Consider the following 18,799-nt stretch of genomic DNA (forward strand, 5'->3'; position numbering starts at 1 on the left):
ATGAACATGGTCGCCTGGTCGGTGTGATGTGGGCTGTCGGGCCGGGTACTCGCCGAACCGAAGGGCTGGATCGATTCAGACCGGACCGGCTTGCCCTGTTCCCATTCGACGAACATGAGGAAGCTGTCGCCGTGTTTGACCGACAGCCGTCCATCGTCCTCGACATCCCATGTGGTGGAAGCACGTAGCGTGTCGCTGCCGCCATCGAGGGGCAGGTCGACCTGTCCCTGCCGCAGCCGGAGAACCTGCGACATGGGCGGATCGAGCCGCCCGAAATGCTTCATCAGGTGCCGGGCGGCGTCCGACAATTGCTGCGCCGGGTCCGGCTGTTCCAGCTTGTGCTGGTATTCCGACGACATGTATTCGCGCAGGATCAGCAGCGCCAGGGCATCGGCGCGGCCAACATTGTCAGCGGTCAGGTCCCACGTGCCCAGCAGCTGCTGCGCGCGGTGGTCGAGGCTTCCCTTGCGGAGCGCGAGGGCGGCGATTTCGTCCAGCATCTGGTCGACATAGCCTTCGCGTTCATAGGCTTGGTCGTATTTGATCGACTCCAGCGTTGCGCGGTCGATCGTGCCGGCTTCGCTTAGCAATTTCCAGGCGCGGCGGGCGCGGTTGGTGCTGTTGAGTTCAACGCCGAGTTCCGGCGCAACGCTATCGGGCGACAGGTCGCTGCCCGGCCCGGCGGCTTTGAACGGGTTGTTGTTCGAATTGAACAGCCAGCCGGACGATGGATTGAGATATTGGGGTACATCGGCGAAATCCGCCTTCTCCGTCCAGATCAGGCTGCTGTCATCGCCGGGCAACACTCCGCGCCAATCGGGACCGACCTTCCGCTTGGGGAAGGACGCGTTGTAGATATAGGCGATGTTGTCCGCCGCATCGGCGTAGACGAAAATGGTCGAGGGGACATCCATCCGGGCCATGATGCCGGTCCACTCGGCAAGGTCCCTGGCCTTGTTGAGGCGGTAATAGGCATCGAGCTGGCCCAGCTGGTCGATTCCGGCGTAGCGGATGGCGTAGAACCCATTGTCGTTCCTGATCACCGGGCCGTGTTTGCTGCGATAGACGGTCTGCCAAACCGGCAGTGTTACCGGACCGATGCGGACCGGGAGCCGGACAGATTTTTCCTCCAGCGGCAACCATTCGCCGTCGAGCCGGTATTTCGTGCCGGTCTCGTCCATCTCCAGCTTGTAGACGTCGATCAGATCGGGGCGATTGACCGTGTTGGTCCAGCCGAGATTCTCATTATGGCCGAGGAAGGGGTAGGGGCTGCCGGGGAAATTGGCGCCCGCGAAATGCCAGCCTTCGCCGCTTTCCACGACCAGTTCATACCACGCGACACCGCCGCGCCATGGCTGGTGCGAGTTGGAGACCAGCCGGGTTGTCGCGTCACCGGATTTCTTCGCGGAGACCGCAAATGCATTCGAACCTGACAGCGTGCCATCTTCGCCGACCGGCAGTGGTCCGGGCTGCTTCGGATTGGCGGGCGCTATTGCCGGGCCGAACTCGGGCCGCATGGGCTCGCCGGCTACCAGCGGTTCGATGATGTTGTTGAGGCCGAAGAAGAACGGCTGGCGCAGTGCGAAACCGGCCGCCACGTCTTCGCCATTGACCGGGAACAGATTGTCCAGCTTGAGTTCGGCGGGATGTTCCGCGGCAAACTGGTTGAGGCCTGCAGCATAGGCGTTGAACAAGGCCTGTGTATCGGCGGGCAGGGCGGTGAACTGACGCTGCGCAGTCCCGCGGGCATCAAGCAGGTGATAGGCGTAATCGATGCCAGCACCGTCTTCCCCGGCGATCGCGCCGTAGCGTCCGCGGCTCATCGCGACGACATCCTGCAGGGTGAAGAAATCGTCCTCCGCATGGGCGATGGCCACACCGAATGCGACGTCGACATCGGTGTCGCCGTAAATATGCGGGACGCCGAATTCGTCGCGAATGATCTCGGCGCGGTAGTCCCGCGCCTCGGGCGCGGCGCCGCGGGTCGCAAGCAGCGGTTCCCAAGTCATCAGACCGATAAGTGTGACGGCGAACAGACCGAACAGCACCCAGCCCAGCCGGGCGAGCCACTTTCTCATGCAAAAATCCTCTCACGAAGGGACTAGCGCGCTTTTTCAAATCGGAAAAGGGTTGTCATACGAAACCTGTGACCGACCCTACCGGATGATCCGCATGGAAGTTTTCGCTGCCCAACTTGTGACTTGGCTTCGGCAACCCCTATATAGGTGTAACACACCTTCTGTTTGCCGATTCACCCGCCGATTCTTGTGTTGCAATTTCGCCACACTATATTCAGCCGGTACCATCCGAAAGGCATTTCATGAATCTCGAAAAGTTCACCGACCGCGCCAAGGGTTTCCTCCAGTCGGCGCAGACCGTTGCCATCCGCAACAATCACCAGCGGATCAGCCCGACGCATCTGCTGAAGGCGTTGCTGGAAGATGAAGAAGGCATGGCGGCCGGGCTGATCCAGCGCGCGGGCGGCGATGCCAAACTGGCGGTCCAGCAGGTCGATGCGGAACTGGCGAAGGTGCCTGCGGTATCCGGCGGCGGGGCGCAGCAGACGCCGGGTCTCGACAACGATACGGTACGGCTGCTGGACCAGGCGGAACAGATCGCCGAGAAGGCGGGCGATAGCTACGTCACGGTCGAACGGCTGCTGGTCGCGCTCTCGCTCGCCAGCACCACGAAGGCGGGTCAGATCCTGAAGGCGGCGAATGTCGAACCGGGGGCGCTCAACACTGCAATCAACGAATTGCGCGGCGGCCGTACGGCGGACACCGCCAGCGCGGAAAATGCCTATGATGCGATGAAGAAATACGCCCGCGATCTGACCCAGGCTGCGCGTGACGGCAAGCTCGATCCGGTGATCGGCCGCGACGAGGAAATCCGCCGCACGATCCAGATCCTGGCGCGGCGCACCAAGAACAATCCTGCCCTCATCGGCGAACCCGGCACCGGCAAGACCGCCATTGCCGAGGGGCTGGCGCTGCGCATCGCCAATGGTGACGTGCCTGACAGCCTGAAGGGCCGCACGCTGATGGCGCTCGACATGGGATCGCTGATCGCAGGCGCCAAATACCGCGGCGAATTCGAGGAACGGCTGAAGGCTGTGCTCGACGAAGTGAAGGGTGCCGAGGGCCAGATCATCCTGTTCATCGATGAAATGCATACTCTGATCGGGGCGGGCGCTTCGGAAGGATCGATGGATGCGTCGAACCTGCTGAAACCCGCCCTGTCGCGCGGGGAACTGCATTGCATCGGCGCGACTACCCTCGACGAATACCAGAAATACGTCGAGAAAGACCCCGCGCTGCAGCGACGTTTTCAGCCGGTCTATATCGAGGAACCCAGCGTCGAGGACACGATCTCCATCCTGCGCGGGATCAAGGACAAGTATGAACTGCACCACGGGGTGCGGATCACCGACAACGCGATTGTCGCGGCTGCCCAGCTGAGCCACCGCTACATTTCCAACCGTTTCCTGCCCGACAAGGCGATCGACCTGATGGACGAGGCAGCCAGCCGGATCCGGATGGAAGTGGAATCGAAGCCGGAAGAAATCGAGGGGCTCGACCGCCGGATCATCCAGCTGAAGATTGAGGAATCGGCGCTCAGCAAGGAAAGCGATCAGGCGTCGAAAGACCGGCTCAGCGCGCTGCGCGAGGAACTCGCCAACCTGGAACAGCAAAGCTCCGAACTGACCACCCGCTGGCAGAACGAGCGCGACAAGATCCATGCCGAAAGCCGACTGAAGGAACAGCTCGATGCCGCCCGGATCGAATTGGAGCAGGCGCAGCGCGAAGGCGATCTCGCCAAGGCCGGGGAACTGTCCTACGGCCGCATTCCGGCGCTCGAGAAGGAGCTGGAAGCGGCGCAGGGACACACCGAAAACGCGCTTCTGCGCGAAGAAGTGACCGAAGACGACATTGCCGGTGTTGTCAGCCGCTGGACCGGAGTGCCGGTCGACCGGATGATGCAGGGCGAGCGCGACAAGCTGCTCGCGATGGAAGCGACCATCGGCAAGCGGGTCATCGGACAGGAGCAGGCAGTCCTCGCCGTGTCGAAAGCGGTGCGGCGTGCACGCGCCGGCTTGCAGGACCCGGGCCGGCCGCTGGGGAGCTTCCTGTTTCTCGGCCCCACCGGCGTTGGCAAGACCGAACTGACCAAGGCGCTGGCCGAATTCCTGTTCGACGACGATTCGGCGATGGTCCGGATCGACATGAGCGAATTCATGGAGAAACACGCGGTCGCCCGGCTGATCGGCGCGCCTCCCGGCTATGTCGGATATGAGGAAGGCGGGGTGCTGACCGAAGCCGTTCGGCGGCGGCCCTACCAAGTTGTGCTGTTCGATGAGGTCGAAAAGGCGCATAATGACGTGTTCAATGTGCTGTTACAGGTGCTCGACGATGGCCGTCTGACCGACGGGCAGGGCCGCGTGGTCGATTTTTCGAACACGCTGATCATCCTGACCTCTAACCTCGGCAGTCAGTATCTCAGCAGCCTGGAAGAAGGTCAGAAGGTCGAGGATGTCGAACCGCAGGTAATGGACGTGGTGCGCGGACATTTCCGCCCGGAATTCCTGAACCGGCTGGACGAGATCATCCTGTTCCACCGCCTGGCGCAGGAACACATGGCACCGATCGTGGATATCCAGGTCGGCCGGGTGCAGAAACTGCTCAAGGACCGCAAGATCACCATCGATCTGACCGATGCCGCGCGGCGCTGGCTGGGCCGCGTGGGATATGATCCGGTGTACGGTGCACGTCCGCTCAAACGGGCGGTGCAGCGCTATCTGCAAGATCCGCTGGCCGATATGCTGCTCCGCGGCGAAGTGCCCGACGGCAGCACGGTCGCAATCGACGAGGGGGATGGGGAGTTGAAGATGGTGGTGGGGTAAGACGCTAAAGAGGTTAGCTGCCCAGCGTAGCAGTTATCAGGCAGGTAAGTGTCAACTGTCACTTTGATACAACACCGGTTCGGAAACTTGTGGAGCCTCCACCAAAAAGCCCCCCGTTTTCTTTGACAGGGTCAGGCCGGTGATGCAGTTTCCTGCCTAGCTGGCGTGGGGTCGGGGGAAATCTCTTTTTTGAGGTAAGCTGGGGGTGCCCTTGGGCGCAGCTTCAGTTTTTTAAGGTCCTCGGCTTTATGTCTCTTCGCTGTGGACTGGAGCTCTCATGAAAAAGTTTGATGAATGCACTTTGAAGACCCTTGCCGGATCCGTTTCCGCCTTGGCGCTTATTCTGTCGGCGCCGGTTGCCGCACAAGATCAGGATTCGCAGACCGGTGAGGTCAGTCCCGGCGATGCTGAACAAGCGCCCGCTGACGTTACCTCCGGAGTAGACGAAGAAAGAGCCCCGGAAGGCGCCATTGTTGTTACCGGTTCGCGTATTCAGCGGACCGACACCTACAGCAGCATCTCGCCGCTGCAAGTCCTTGAAACCGAGAGGCTAAGGGACGCTGGTGAATTCGATGCAGCGTCGATTCTTCAGCAGAGCGAATCTGCGGCTGGCACTCAGATCGATGCGACTTTTCAAGGCTTCGTGCTGAACAATGGCCCCGGCTCGCAAACGCTCGACCTTCGCGGCCTCGGCGCCGATCGTACACTGCTTCTGGTCAACGGTCGTCGTCTGGCGCCGGCGGGCGTCGAAGGCGCGCCGACCAATCCCTCTATCAACCTCATCCCGTCGTCTCTGGTAGCTCGCTACGACCTGTTGCTCGATGGTGCGTCGTCCGTCTACGGTTCGGACGCAGTTGCCGGCGTTGGCAACATCATTCTGCGCAACGACTTCGAAGGTCTGGAGCTCGATGTAAGCGGTGATTACAACGAGCAGGGTGCCGGTCATGATTACCGGATCAGCGGTGCCTGGGGCAAGTCGGGTTCCAACTGGAATTTCGGCATTGGTGCCGAATACCAGCGCCGCGACGAAGTGACATTTGGAGATCGTGACTTCCTCGCCGGTTGTAACACCCATTACGAAATCACCGATTCGGGCGAAATCCGTACCCTTGGTATTTCGGATGATGCCAACACGCGTCGTCTTAGCGGGGGCGCTATCAGTGAAAACCTCTCCCCGTGCACGGTCGACGCGGCTGTGCGTCGTATCATTCCCAATAGCCCGTTGTTTTTCAGCTCGATCTATTACGATGAAACCGTCTTCGCCTCGACCGGTCAGGCCGGTAACACGGGCATTCCGAATTTCAGCGATGCCTTAGATGCCTTTGGCGACCCCGTCGATCGCAATGGTGACGGCTTGCTAGACGTGGATTTCTCTCAGGTTACCCGGAACGGTACGGACCTGACGCCATCTTTCATCAGTCCGCAGGACCTTTACAACGTGATGGCGTATGGTGAGTACACCTTCGGTGGCGACCTGGGGATCACACCCTTTTTCGAAGCCAACTACAGCCGGGCCGAAGTAACAGCACGCAGCCAGCAGCCGCAGCTCTTTCCTTTTGTTCCGGGCAGCAATCCATTTAACCCCTGTAACATCGCAAACAACGATTGCGGAGCGGCCAACAACAGCTTCGATGGGCTGGATACCTTTGGAGGAGGTGCCTTTGCTCGTCCGACAGGAGTGTCTTACACCGTACGGCCGGTGGTTGGTGTCACAGGAGACCGTAACGTTGTCGAAACCGTCCAGGAACAGTATCGCGGCGTTTTCGGGCTGAAGGGCAACCTGCCGTTCATTAAGCTCGCTTCGGATAATGACTGGACTTTCGAAATCTCTGGCGTCTACTCGCGTTCCGAAGGCAAGTCTTCGCGTGCGGGTATTCGCAATGACCGCCTCGCGCTTGCGCTGGGGATGGACCCCACGGTATCCAATCCGACTGGTCGAGCAACGCCGGTCGTGCTTGCCGGCGGGGCCTGTGCAACCAGCGGCTTTGCGAACCCTGAGCTTCTTCAGCCCGACGTCGTGGCCGGCTGCGTGCCTGTGAACCTCTTCGCCCCGAGCCTATTTCGTACCGCGGTGGGCGATTTCGCTAGCCAGGCTGAACGCGACTACCTGTTCGATACACGCGATTTCGACACGACCTACGAACAGACGATTCTTTCTACCTATGTGCAGGGTAGCTTGTTCGAACTGGCAGGAGGTACGGCCAAGGCCGTCATCGGCGGCGAGTACCGCAAGGACAAGCTGAATTCGATCCCAGACCTGGTTGCTTCGGAGGGCTTGTTCTTCGGCTTCTTCGCCGACCAGGGCGCGCAGGGTAGCAAGGAAGTCTACGAAGCGTTCGGTGAGCTCGATCTGCCTCTTATGGCAGGCCGTACTCTGGTCGAGGACCTCCGGGTCAACCTTTCGGGCCGTATCACGAAGGACGAATTCTACGGTACGAACGAAACCTACTCGATCAAGTTCGGCTGGCGTCCAATCGAGCAGCTGCTGATCAAGTCTTCCTACGGCACTTCGTTCCGTTCACCGAACCTCCGCGAACTCTTCCTTGCCGGACAGTCTGGTTTCGGCAACATCCTTGATCCGTGTGCGGTTCCTACGGTTGCCTTCGCCCCGTTGGCTGGAGGGTACATTGCAGCCAACGATACGCGTGATCCGTTCGTTCTTGCCAACTGTGTCCGTGAAGGCCGCGATCCGACAGTTGTCGGTACTGATGGTGCGACCGCGATTCAGACCGCGAGCGTCGAAATCACTTCGGGCGGCAGCTTCGAACTCGATCCGGAAACCTCGCGTTCGTTGACGGCAGGCTTCTCGTTCGCGGAAGGTTTCGGACCCGTAGATTTCAACTTCAACTTCAACTACTATGACATTAAGGTAAAGGGGGCAATCGCGGAGCCGACTGGTCAATTTATTGTCAATCAGTGCTTCCTGCGTGATGAAGACACCCGGTCCAACTTCTGCGACTTCGTTGACTTCGACACCGACCTGGCATCGCGCCAGCTTATCACCGACGTGTTCGCGGGCTTTGTGAACATCAATGAGGAAGCTGTCCGGGGGATTGACCTCAACGCCGATTTCTCGACAGATGTTCAGGCCTTCGGGAAGACCATCGATCTTGGTCTTAACTTACGGGCGAACCACCTGATCCAGCGCGATTCGGTTTTCCTGACCGACCTTGGAGAACGGACTGTTGACGAAGATGCAGGTGACTTCGGCTTCCCGTCTTGGACCGGAAGGGCGATACTCTCTGCTCGCGTAGATAACGTGAGCTTCACCTGGCAGACTCGGTACATTGGTCCTGTGGAGCAGCAGGAGGATGGAATCGACCCGCTGTCCGATGCTTTCGGTCGCGGCCCTGACGGTGCACCGACCGGGTTCATCGGGAATACATGCCTTGGTAACGGTTCTGGTACCTTCAATGCTGCAACGGGCGTATTCACTCCGGACGGGGTTGTGCCCGGCGACGGCGTGTTCTGTCGGGACATCGGCTTTGCTGGCGATTACTTTGTCAGCAACGCTTCGGTCCGCGTCCGCTTTGATCGCTTCGATGTCCGCGTCGGCGTGTCGAACATTTTCGACAAGAAGCCGCCGCTGATCGACACCAACGAAGTGTTCGGCATTTCAAACACTCCTATCGGGAACGGGTACGATCTCAATGGTCGGGAATTTTTCGGCTCGATTGGGGTAAAGTTCTAAACCACACCAATTAATAGTTGAATGCTGTTTCAGAGGCGGCCTCGCAGTATATCTGCGGGGCCGTTTTCTTATGCAATTGACCTCACTTGAGCGGAGCGGTCTGCAACTTGCAGCTCATGCCAAGGACTTGGTTGCCAGGTTGGCAGATGTTCTGCTGTGTGTTTCTCATCCTTCGGATGAATCGCGGTCGGCCGAATATTCCATAGCGCCGGAGGATGCCACGTCCTTCCGAGAAGCTTTAAGCGAGATCCGCAGCCGCAAATTTAGCGCGCCGAATTTCCTGGATAGCTAAGGCAGTCACATGCCGCGCACGTAGCGTGGCCGGGTTAACTATCAACGAAGCTACCCAGCAGGTTACTGCAAGCGGCTTTGCCTTTTCAAAATCACAGCAGATTGGTATTAGCGACGCAGGACTAAATTTCGGGTAAAATGGCCTTTCGCCATACTTCCCCCAGACCAGCCTGCAACTCAATTTGCTTAATCCATTTGCCGACCATATCCATTTCTTCGTCGAACACCCCGCTGGCGCTTTGCAAGTCACCCTTCCTTCTGATCGCGGCGTAATTGCCGCCAAGTTTGGCGTGGGTACGGAATATCGGCGAACTGGCGGCGCTCTCTGTCTGCGCTCTCGTGATATTTAGCCCGGTAAACCGAGCTATGGCCCGCAAACTTTCGGCGCGGCTTTCGTTGAAGCGGTCACTATCGAGTGAACGGATTCGGGCACCCGAAGGACCGCTGATGTTCGCTTCGAACCACCTGCGCTGGAGAAGCCAGGCAAGCCCTGCAACTTGTAAATCGCTGAGCAGGAAATTCTCTCGTGAATCAATTCCCAGATCAAGCGGAGCATAAGATTGCACTTCGAGATAAAGGTTTCGCGCCCATCGCCGCCCAGGCAAGCCTTTGCGATTGACCGCTTTCACGAAATCGGGGAGGCTGTTGCTTATCAATACGGCTTTTGCTTCGGGCAGCGCGTGCATCAACGTCGGGATCAATCGGTTAGCATGGTTGGTTGGCTTGACAAAAACAGCCTGCACCGCGGCGTCAGCATTGATCCGGGCGCGTGCTAGCAACATTAGGCATGGTTTGATGAAACGCGTTCCCGCCTCCCCTGCATTGGCAAGACTGGCGATAATTCCTGGCTCACTCATTCCAACGGACACTCCGTTAATATTCATCGTCCGTGCTAGTAAGGTCGAGCGACAAAACGCAGTGTGAAAGATGAAATGCAATTGCCCGGTTTCGGGCTGCATCGCGACAAGTTCGTCGAGCGAAACCGTCGCCGAGTCAACCGCCGTCTCAGGTGTGTAATCGGCGAGGAAACTGGCGCCCGAAAATGCTTGAGGCGGTAGTTTTAAAAACTCAACCCGGCCTCGCTTCAAATCGATCCGGTGAGGAATCCAGTAGGGATCCGAAGATAGTAATGCGCTGTCGGCCACGGATTTCCACTAATGCAGTTGGCGCAGTAATCAAGTGAGCAAGAAGCCATTAGGGTGGTGCTTGGTCATGGCGTCGCGAAGTCAGCCGATCCTTGTGCCCTTTACTCCGGCCTGACCCTCAATCCTGACGAAATAGCTGTTGAGTGCCGCTTTTTTGAAAATCACCCTCTGGCCTGGTTCAAGCGCTCTCAGGCGCGAAGGGACGCCGTTGATTTGCCACACCGCTCCTTCTTCTGTTTGAAACACCCAGGCATTGCGGCGGATCTGTTGAGCGCTCGTAATGGTAGTTTCCAGCAGATCGAGCTGCTTTTCGTCACCAACTTTTCCATCGCCGAACAAACCGATGTCGGGAAGTGCGAAGCCAAACAGCCGCCGCCGGGTCTGGTTGGCCGCTTCCTTGTCGACAATCCTAAGATCGCCGCTTTCCTGAGCTGCAACCACCACCCCGACTGCGGCGTCGAAGCAGGCCAGCCGTTCCTGATCGCCAGCAATCGAACGACAGGACTTGAGCGCTTCGAAATCGTTCGGTGGGGCAGGTTCTTCCTGAGCGTGTCCAGCCGTGGCAGCACAGAACGCAGCACCGATCAACAGAACATTCCAACAATTGCGGAGATTTGGTTGACGCATTTTGTGTTCCTAACAGGGAGCTTATAACCCAATTTTTCGCGGAGTTGCCACAGTTGCGGCCTCGTTCCAACTGTAACTGACCCACTGTAACCGGAATGACACACTCCATGCGCTGAGTTGCCGCAAACCCCTCGATGTCGTTGAATCTGCGCGGCCACACTCGTAGACGGCGCAAATTCGGGCGTAGGCCTGATAAGCAATATTCCAACAAAATGGGTGCCGAAGTGGTGCCCAGACACTAAGGGAATCGCAATGTCCAACCGCTTTACTAAGTCTGCGCTACTCGCAGGCACCGTCATGGCTGGTGCCATGATTGCTACACCAGTCGTCGCTCAAACAGTCGACGCCGAGAACGAGGCCGCCGTGCAGGCAGGCCCGGATGCTCCTGAAAATTTCATCGTGGTTACCGGTTCGCGCATTCAGCGCCGTAACATTGAATCCGCGGCGCCTGTCGCGGTCGTGAGCGCGGAAGAATTCGAATTTTCGGGTACGGTCAATGTCGAGAACGTAATCAACACGCTGCCACAGGTAATCCCAGGCACGACCTCATTCTCAAACAACCCCGGCAACAACGCATCAACGCTGAACCTTCGCGGGTTGGGCACGCCGCGCACTCTGGTATTGGTCAATGGTCGTCGCTGGATGTCCTTCGACACCAACCAAATCGTCGATCTCAACACCATCCCGTCGTTCCTGATTGATTCGGTCGATGTGGTTACCGGCGGCGCTTCTGCGGTTTACGGTTCCGATGCGCTCGCAGGCGTGGTCAACTTCCGTCTGAAGCAGGTTGATGGCATCGAAGTCGGCGGCCAGTACAACCTTACCGAACGCGGTGATGGTGCCCGGTACGAGGTACATGGCGCAATCGGCACATCGTTTGACGATGGTCGCGGCAGTGCGACAGTGTTCGCCGAGTATTACAACCGTAAACCGATTTTCCAGTCAGGGCGTGGCTTTTCGAACTTCGCATTGGGCGGTGAAAGCTTCGATGAACCGCTGCAGCGTTTCGGTTCGGGTACCCCGCCTGAGGGCCGTGTAAACGTTCCGGGTACCGCGACCGTGCGGAATGCAATCGACCTCAACGGTGACGGCGACACGACTGACGCAGGCGAGGCGGCGGTTACCCGCCCAATCGGTTCTGGTCTGGTGCTGGATGATGGCCTGTTCCGTACACCTGGCGTTGCTACGCCCACTGCAGGCAATTCTTTCAACTACGCGCCTGATAACTATCTGCAACTTCCGCAGGAGCGCTATTTGATTGGTGGTTATGCCGATTACGAATTCTCAGATGGGCATTCCGCGTATACGGAAGTTTCTTTCGTCAACAATCGCGTAGCAGCAGAGCTGGCTGCAACGCCAGTTACCGGTACCTTCAATGTAAACATCGCAGCAGTTTCCCCTTTCTTGTCGGCTGCCGTGATCAATGAACTGAATATTATCGATCAGCGCGAGGCCGCCGCGAGTGCGGAGCGCGTTGCCAACGGTCTTTCGGCACTTCCGACTGCCGAACTTGGCGTCATCAGCACGGCCATCAACCGCCGTACGAACGAAAGCGGGTCACGCAATAGTTTGGACGAACGTAACGCATTCCGTGTGCTAGGTGGTGTTCGTGGCGAAGTCACTGATACGATCAACTATGATGCTTACTACATGTATTCGCGTACCCGGAATGCAAACATTCAGGCGGGCAACATTTCTCGCTCGGCGTTTCAACGGGCACTAGATGGGACAGATTCTGCAATCAATATCTTCGGGTTGGGTCAGCTCACGCCTGCGATGGTCGATCAGATTTCCATCCAGGCACAGAACGGTGATATCTCGACGGTTCAGGTTGCCAGTGGTGTTGTGTCCGGCACATTCGGCGACTTCGCAATCGGCGGGGCACAGCCAATCGGCTTCGCGCTCGGTGCAGAATACCGTAAGGTCGGATCAGAATTTCTTCCCGACACAGCTCTTTCTTCGGGCGACGTGATTGGCTTCAACGCTGGTGATGCGACTGAAGGTAGCTACAATGTCAAGGAAGTCTTCGGCGAGTTGAGCGTTCCGATTTTCGAAACGGATGGCGGCGCGCGTTTGGCATTGACCGGTGCCGGTCGTATCTCCGATTATTCACTGGAAGCTGTTGGCACAACTTACACCTATGCCGGCGGTGTCGAATTCTCGCCCATCCGTGATGTGACACTACGCGGACAGTATCAGCGTGCTGTACGTGCTCCGAACGTCGCAGAACTTTTCCAGGGTCAGGCTATCAACTTCCCAGGCGTTGTCGATCCCTGCGCGAACGCAACCACGGGTGCCGATCCGGCGACCCGGGCTACCTGTATTGCACTCGGCGTCCCTGCTGGAAACGTCGGCGGAGGTCTGATTGTTCAGCCGAATGCGCAGATTCCAGTGCTGATTGGCGGCAACCCGAACCTAGAAGAAGAAACCTCAGACAGCTACACTGTGGGTATCGTTCTGCAGCCTAGCTTCCTGCCTGGCTTCACCCTGACAGCCGACTATTTCGATATCACGATCGACAATGCGATCGCATCTGTTGGCGGAAGCCCGCAGGGCGCATTCGACCTGTGCTTCGTGACTGTCGCCGATGCGGCCAACCCGGTCTGCGATGCCTTCCGCGGTGTTCGCAATGTTGACGGTGCAATCGTGGTCGATAACCCGCCGTTGATCTCGCAAGCCAACATCTCGAGCCTTGGCGTTAGCGGGGTCGATGTTGAAGCCAACTATACGACAACGATTCCGTTCTCGCTCCTCACGGATACTGGGGAGCAGCGCGTTAACCTGTCGTTCCTGGGCACTTGGACTGACAGCGCTTTTGTTACCCCGGTTGTTGGTATTGAAGATACTGTCGAATGTGCCGGCAAGTTTGGTGGCCGGTGTGGTGAACCCACACCTTCCTTCAAATGGACGAGCCGTGCTACGTTCATTGATGGTCCGTTGACTACCTCCATCCGTTGGCGTCACCTAAGTGGTGTAGCGGACGAAGATGACGCAGTGCTGTTTTCAGATTTCAATGGTGTGGAGCGAATCCCAGCCTACGATCTGATCGATCTGACGTTGTCGGTTGCCGCCAATGAAAACCTGACCATGACGTTTGGTGTCAATAATATCTTTGATACAATTCCAATGACACCTGAATTTGATGCCGATGGCATAGTGACGAACTCGAATAACGGATCGTTGCTTGGTGATAATCAGGAACAGGCCAATACATTCCCGAGCACTTTTGACGTTTTGGGACGTGACTTCTTCGTCTCGGCGACATTGAAGTTCTAAAACCTAAAGCATCGTAAACTAAATTGGGCGGCGGATCTTAGGGTTCGCCGCCTTTTTTATGCGATAGTGAACCGAATGAATCCGACTTTCACAGTCAGTTCTCAAGATTCTTACCACATTGATCAGAGATCAGATTGTGTGAACCAAAATGCGAAAGTCAGCGAATGGTGCGCTTTTGCCAGCTTCAATTACCGGTTCAATGCTGAGTTGGGTCAATCCGCCCGCCGCGATGGTGCGCAAAAATTCGGTATCGTCGGCCGTGCGTGCACACGCAGCTTCCAATGAAGCGATACGGCCCAGTTCGTTCGTAGCCTTCGCCGCGATCTGATCGAGCAGCACTTGCACATTTGCAGTTACATCGTTCCGCCCCAAGGCTAGCGATTGCCGCACGGCTTCGGCAACCTCCCATGCCGCAGAATGAGCGCCGAACAGCCGCGCACCCTCTGCTGGTGCAACGGCAATTTCCGTTGGAACCGCTGAAACGCCGGCGGCCCGCAACACGAGGCTCCGTTTGGCTTTCTCGATCAGTTTTTGATCATGCAGCGCCCAGTTTAACTGCTTCCGCCGTTCGAGATTTTGCTCGAGAATAGGGCCATCCTGCCGATGCGTCAGGATCGCAAACCGCCCTCCGGGCTGTAGAACGCGTGCGACTTCCGCCGAAACTTTGGCAATATTGCCGTATTCGAAGCCGAATTGACTGGTGACCGCAGAAAACGCCCCGGCACGGAACGGAAGTTGTTCCATCGGCACCCCTGAGCGCATCTTTGTGCCTTTAAGCGGCGCGGGAAGTACCGGCGCAAGATCAATGCCTGTCAGTTTCGCGTCTCGTCGGGCCTCAAATATCCAATGCATCACCCGGCCATCGCCCGTCGCAAGGTCCAATATGCGCGCCTTTACAGGCATTGTCTTGGCAAACCTGGTCCATTTCTGTGCCTGGGCGGCGCCGACGCCAAGGTGTGCGTTCGGTAAGCAACCTGCCTTCGACTTCGCACCCGTAGTCCAGAAATCGCGCCAAGCGTCCGCTTCGTCGTGGTGGTTCATACGGCTTCCCGCACCGGCGTTACGTCAAATGCAACAGTCATCCGCCGACCATCGGGGAAGGGACGGGTGCCGTGGTAAAGCGTACTGGGGAAGAGTGCCAGATATCCGGCTCGCGGGGGAAAAGCGGCGATGGGTTCAAGGCCTATTCCCAGATCTTCAGGAGGACGTCCCAATTCAAGCCACCCTGCCCGAGGATCGGCATCAGCCGCAGCACTTTCGGCTTGAGGACACTCGCAGTACAATGCGGAAGAGATCATTCCGAGGGGATGGATGTGCGATGCGTGTTTATCCCCGCCTCCCGTCAACCGAACAGACCACGATCCAGCAATTTCCCACGGAGTGTCGCGGTGACGCAGAATTGGATGCGTTGGATCTCTGTGTGGCATTGCCGCACGATGCTCTTCGATCGTGGAGAGAATTGCACCACGCAGCGCAGAAAATTCCGGTTCTGTGCGATCAAACAGCAATGCCCGGGATTGGGTGCCGCCACGCAGCGATTGGCCAAGCGGTTGCGCAGATGCATCGTGGATCTGGTGGAGCTTTGCAATTGCGGATGGCAATATCTTATCCGCATCGTGCAGCTGCAGAAAGGCGACAAGCCCCTGCTGGTGGTGCAGCCATTCTTCCCGCTGATCGCCGGTCAGACGCCACAATACGCTCCTCAGCGCCCAGGCGGACACGGACATGGGATCTTCTTCCAGCACGCTGTCCAGGAGGATTTCCGCACGGTCGAATTCGCTTCGCCGCAGCCGGTGCCGCGCAAGATGAAGCCGATCTTCCCTGCTCTCAACCAAGAGCGAGTTCCACAACGTTTCTGCCCGCTCAACCTCCCCCGATGCGCTTGCGTAGACAGCCTCGAGCAGGGCGAACTGCTGGTCATTGGGAAATCGTGTTCTCGCACGCTGTGCAATTGCTGCAGCATCTTTGTTGCGATCCCGTCCGGCCAGCACGGCGCACAACTCCGCAGGAATAGCCGGATCCTGCGGCGCACGACCCATGGCAGTTTCGTAATGTGAAGCGAAGTCTGCTTCGCCAGCAGCCAGCCGAAGTTGGGCCAGGAACTGCAAGCCTTCAAGCCAATGCGGGGCTTGCTCGAACAACTGTTCGGCAATGTCGCGCGCTGCATTTACCTCCCCGGCTGCATCCAGCGCCTGTGCGCGCCCGAGCCACAACTCGGGATCTCCATTTGTCACCGCCAGCGCCTGTTCGTAGCGGGACGCCGCGCTGGGCTCTCCCCGTTCCAGCGCGAGCCGGGCTCGGCCATGCAGAGCGCGGGGATGTCCGGGTTCGAGATCAATGCACCGATCGTACCAGTGCGCTGCCTCGGCCAAATTGTGGAGACCGCGCTCTGCCGTGGCCCGCACGGAACAATAGCGTGCGACGTTCTGGCCCTCTCTTGCGAACGGCTCCAGCGCTGCTGCCGCATCGCGATAGCGCTCCATGCTGGTTAGCGCGATGGCATAATTGATCGTGAATTCGAGCACGTCGGGTGCAAGCTGAACCGCAGACGCGAATTGGTGCGCAGCTTTCTCGAAGTCCTTCATACCCATCGCGGCGTGACCTGCGGAATTCGCCAGCGCCGCGTCAGCGGGAAGGGCTGCCACTCCTTGCTCCAGGATTGCGAGCGCACCGGCGACGTCCCCCGCCTGGCGGGCAACCTGAGCCTTCGCCCGCCATTGATCTGCAGGAACTGCGCTCATTTCCTGTGCCCTGATGCGTTCACCGGTCCCGCAACCAGCCCGAAATGGCATAGCGGCCGACGGGCGCGAACTGTGGTACAAAGCCCACCGAATGCGGTTGCGGCACGGTGAACAAGTTCAGCGAATTGAAACGCGGGCGGAACCCCTGGACTATGTCGCCATCTTCATTGAAGAAATTGAGATAGCCGCCCCAGTCGGGCTTCCATTCGTCAATGGTCATATTCAACACATAGGCGACGCGCCAACCTTCCGCGACGTGGCTGTCGATATGAAACGCAAGGAAATTTTGCGGCCCGAACAGCGTTGCGTTTCCGTCTGCCTTCACCAGTCCGGTCTCCCCCGTTACTTCAGCGGCGAGCGAAAGAAATTCCGGTGTATTCAGATATTCCAGCAGAATATCGTGGGGTCCGTCTTCGTTCCACTTTCCAAGATAGCCTTCCACCATGGGGTAGTGGCCATAAAGAAAGCCATAGTCGCCTGTTCCGACGGCGCGAAAACTGGCCGTCGCCAGCTCCTGTATTCTGGCACGTCCCCCTGTGGTGGCGACATCATTGGCCCGCAACGACTGCGGACCCGGCGGATTGGCGATTCCAGCTTGTGCCGCGATGCCCCATGGTGTGGCGCTCGCAAGAACGGCGCGAATTTCCTGCGCCGTTTCCTCGGTCAGAACATCCCGTATCTGGACTCGCGAATTTGCAGCAAACTCCTCCGCCAATGCACGGCGATCGAGGTGCGGGTTAATTTCGAACAGTTTTTTAGCCATGGCGGGTGGGAGACGAACTCGCTTTTCGAAAATCTGGCCATGTTCCTACAGCCGTGTACTGGAGAATGGCAAGTGGTCGGATGTGCAGCTTGTCTGCGCTTTGCCCAGCTTGACTGCCATAAAGCCCCGCCCTACCGAATTGGAAAATTTGCATCCTCGAGAGCCTTTCGGAGAAATCGCCATGACCACCGCCTATATCGTCGACGCTGTCCGAACTGCCGGCGGGCGCCGCGGTGGGCGGCTGGCCGGGGTGCATCCGGTCGATCTGGCGGCGGCATCGCTCGATGCGCTGGTGGGGCGCACCGGCATTGATCCGGGCGCAGTGGAAGATGTCATCATGGGCTGCGTCAGCCAGGGCGGCGAACAGGCCATGCAGGTCGGGCGCAACGCCGTGCTGGCGAGCAAATTGCTCCCCGAATCCACTCCCGCCGTGACGATTGATCGGCAGTGCGGATCGTCCCAGCAGGCGATCCAGTTCGCTGCGCAGGCGGTGATGTCGGGCACGCAGGATATGGTGATCGCCGCCGGAGTCGAAAGCATGAGCCGGGTGCCGATGGGCTCTACCGCCAGCTTCCACATGAAGGAAGGGCTGGGGACGTATAAGTCACCCGGTCTGGAGGAAAAATACCCCGGCATCATGTGGTCCCAGTTCATGGGCGCGGAGATGATCGTCGACAAGCACGGGCTGACCAAGGACGATCTCGACCGGTTTGCCTATGAAAGCCACCGCCGCGCAATCGCCGCCACACAGGCGGGCGCGTTCGATGCGGAAATCGTGCCGATCACTATCAACACGCCTGATGGCGAGCAGCAGCACACCGTGGACGAGGGCATCCGCTTCGACGCAACTTTGGAAAGCATCGCATCGGTCAAGCTGCTGAGCGAAAATGGTCGGCTCACCGCGGCATCCTCCAGCCAGATCTGCGACGGGTCCAGCGCGGCGCTGATCGTGTCGGAAAAAATGCTGCGGGAACATGGGCTTACCCCGATGGCGCGGATCCACAATCTGACCGTGACAGCGGGCGATCCGGTGATCATGCTGGAAGAACCCCTGTTCGCCACCGACCGCGCCTTGCAGCGGGCCGGACTGTCGATCAATGACATCGACCTGTTCGAAGTGAACGAGGCGTTTGCCTGCGTCCCCTTGGCGTGGCTCAAGCACACCGGGGCCGATCCGGCGAAGCTGAACGTCAATGGCGGTGCGATTGCGCTGGGCCATCCGCTCGGCGCGTCGGGCACCAAATTGATGGCCACCTTGCTCCATGCGCTGAAAGCACGCGGAAAACGCTATGGTTTGCAGACGATGTGCGAAGGCGGCGGTGTTGCCAACGTCACCATCGTCGAAGCACTTTAGAGCGGCCCATA

10 protein-coding genes are annotated in these 18,799 nt (G+C 58.5%); 4 read left to right on the forward strand and 6 right to left on the reverse strand.

The features are described from left to right. Nucleotides 1-2,078 (reverse strand): acylase (locus U0988_RS06855; RefSeq protein ID WP_322291883.1); only part of this gene is annotated, 2,078 nt, incomplete at its 3' end. A 242-nt stretch (nucleotides 2,079-2,320) separates the two neighbouring features. Here U0988_RS06855 and clpB point away from each other — a divergent pair. Together clpB and U0988_RS06865 are read left to right on the forward strand one after the other, a co-directional pair. Continuing rightward, entirely contained in the window at nucleotides 2,321-4,900 is a 2,580-nt protein-coding gene (clpB, locus tag U0988_RS06860) for an ATP-dependent chaperone ClpB (protein ID WP_322291884.1), read from the forward strand. Nucleotides 4,901-5,177: 277 nt separating this feature from the next. After that, the gene (locus tag U0988_RS06865) at nucleotides 5,178-8,591 is read left to right on the forward strand and encodes a TonB-dependent receptor domain-containing protein (RefSeq protein WP_322291885.1); all 3,414 of its coding nucleotides are present in this window, start codon (nucleotides 5,178-5,180) and stop codon (nucleotides 8,589-8,591) included. A gap of 413 nt (nucleotides 8,592-9,004) precedes the next feature. Here U0988_RS06865 and U0988_RS06870 read toward each other — a convergent pair whose 3' ends face one another. Then, entirely contained in the window at nucleotides 9,005-10,027 is a 1,023-nt protein-coding gene (locus U0988_RS06870) for a hypothetical protein (RefSeq protein WP_322291886.1), read from the reverse strand. 81 nt (nucleotides 10,028-10,108) lie between these two features. After that, nucleotides 10,109-10,615, reverse strand: a complete 507-nt coding sequence (locus tag U0988_RS06875) for a hypothetical protein (RefSeq protein WP_322291887.1) — start codon at nucleotides 10,613-10,615, stop codon at nucleotides 10,109-10,111. A 291-nt stretch (nucleotides 10,616-10,906) separates the two neighbouring features. Between U0988_RS06875 and U0988_RS06880 the strand changes: the two genes are divergently transcribed. Further along, nucleotides 10,907-13,930 (forward strand): TonB-dependent receptor domain-containing protein, encoded by a 3,024-nt coding sequence (locus U0988_RS06880; protein ID WP_322291888.1) that lies wholly within the window; start codon nucleotides 10,907-10,909, stop codon nucleotides 13,928-13,930. Nucleotides 13,931-14,059: 129 nt separating this feature from the next. On the opposite strand, the gene U0988_RS06885 is transcribed toward U0988_RS06880, so the two are convergent. From U0988_RS06885 to U0988_RS06895, 3 genes are all read right to left on the reverse strand, one after another. After that, nucleotides 14,060-14,971: a class I SAM-dependent methyltransferase gene (locus U0988_RS06885; protein ID WP_322291889.1), complete on the reverse strand. Its 912-nt coding sequence runs from the start codon at nucleotides 14,969-14,971 to the stop codon at nucleotides 14,060-14,062. Beyond that, nucleotides 14,968-16,515, reverse strand: coding sequence for a tetratricopeptide repeat protein (locus U0988_RS06890; protein ID WP_322291890.1), 1,548 nt, complete (start codon nucleotides 16,513-16,515; stop codon nucleotides 14,968-14,970). Before U0988_RS06890 ends, U0988_RS06885 begins: the two co-directional genes overlap by 4 nt. Nucleotides 16,516-16,690: 175 nt before the next feature. After that, on the reverse strand, nucleotides 16,691-17,434 hold the full coding sequence (locus tag U0988_RS06895; RefSeq protein WP_322291891.1) for a 2OG-Fe(II) oxygenase: 744 nt from the start codon (nucleotides 17,432-17,434) through the stop codon (nucleotides 16,691-16,693). 181 nt (nucleotides 17,435-17,615) lie between these two features. Between U0988_RS06895 and U0988_RS06900 the strand changes: the two genes are divergently transcribed. Then, nucleotides 17,616-18,788, forward strand: coding sequence for an acetyl-CoA C-acetyltransferase (locus U0988_RS06900; protein WP_322291892.1), 1,173 nt, complete (start codon nucleotides 17,616-17,618; stop codon nucleotides 18,786-18,788). Nucleotides 18,789-18,799 lie beyond the last annotated feature (11 nt).

This window comes from Allopontixanthobacter sp. (assembly GCF_034376665.1).
Lineage (GTDB): Bacteria > Pseudomonadota > Alphaproteobacteria > Sphingomonadales > Sphingomonadaceae > Allopontixanthobacter.

Coding starts and splice junctions, on each gene's coding strand:
- U0988_RS06890 (WP_322291890.1), bottom strand. CDS start 16,515: ATGAAGGACTTCGAGAAAGCTGCGCACCAATTCGCGTCTGCGGTTCAG.
- U0988_RS06895 (WP_322291891.1), bottom strand. CDS start 17,434: ATGGCTAAAAAACTGTTCGAAATTAACCCGCACCTCGATCGCCGTGCA.
- clpB (WP_322291884.1), top strand. CDS start 2,321: ATGAATCTCGAAAAGTTCACCGACCGCGCCAAGGGTTTCCTCCAGTCG.
- U0988_RS06865 (WP_322291885.1), top strand. CDS start 5,178: ATGAAAAAGTTTGATGAATGCACTTTGAAGACCCTTGCCGGATCCGTT.
- U0988_RS06885 (WP_322291889.1), bottom strand. CDS start 14,971: ATGAACCACCACGACGAAGCGGACGCTTGGCGCGATTTCTGGACTACG.
- U0988_RS06900 (WP_322291892.1), top strand. CDS start 17,616: ATGACCACCGCCTATATCGTCGACGCTGTCCGAACTGCCGGCGGGCGC.
- U0988_RS06880 (WP_322291888.1), top strand. CDS start 10,907: ATGTCCAACCGCTTTACTAAGTCTGCGCTACTCGCAGGCACCGTCATG.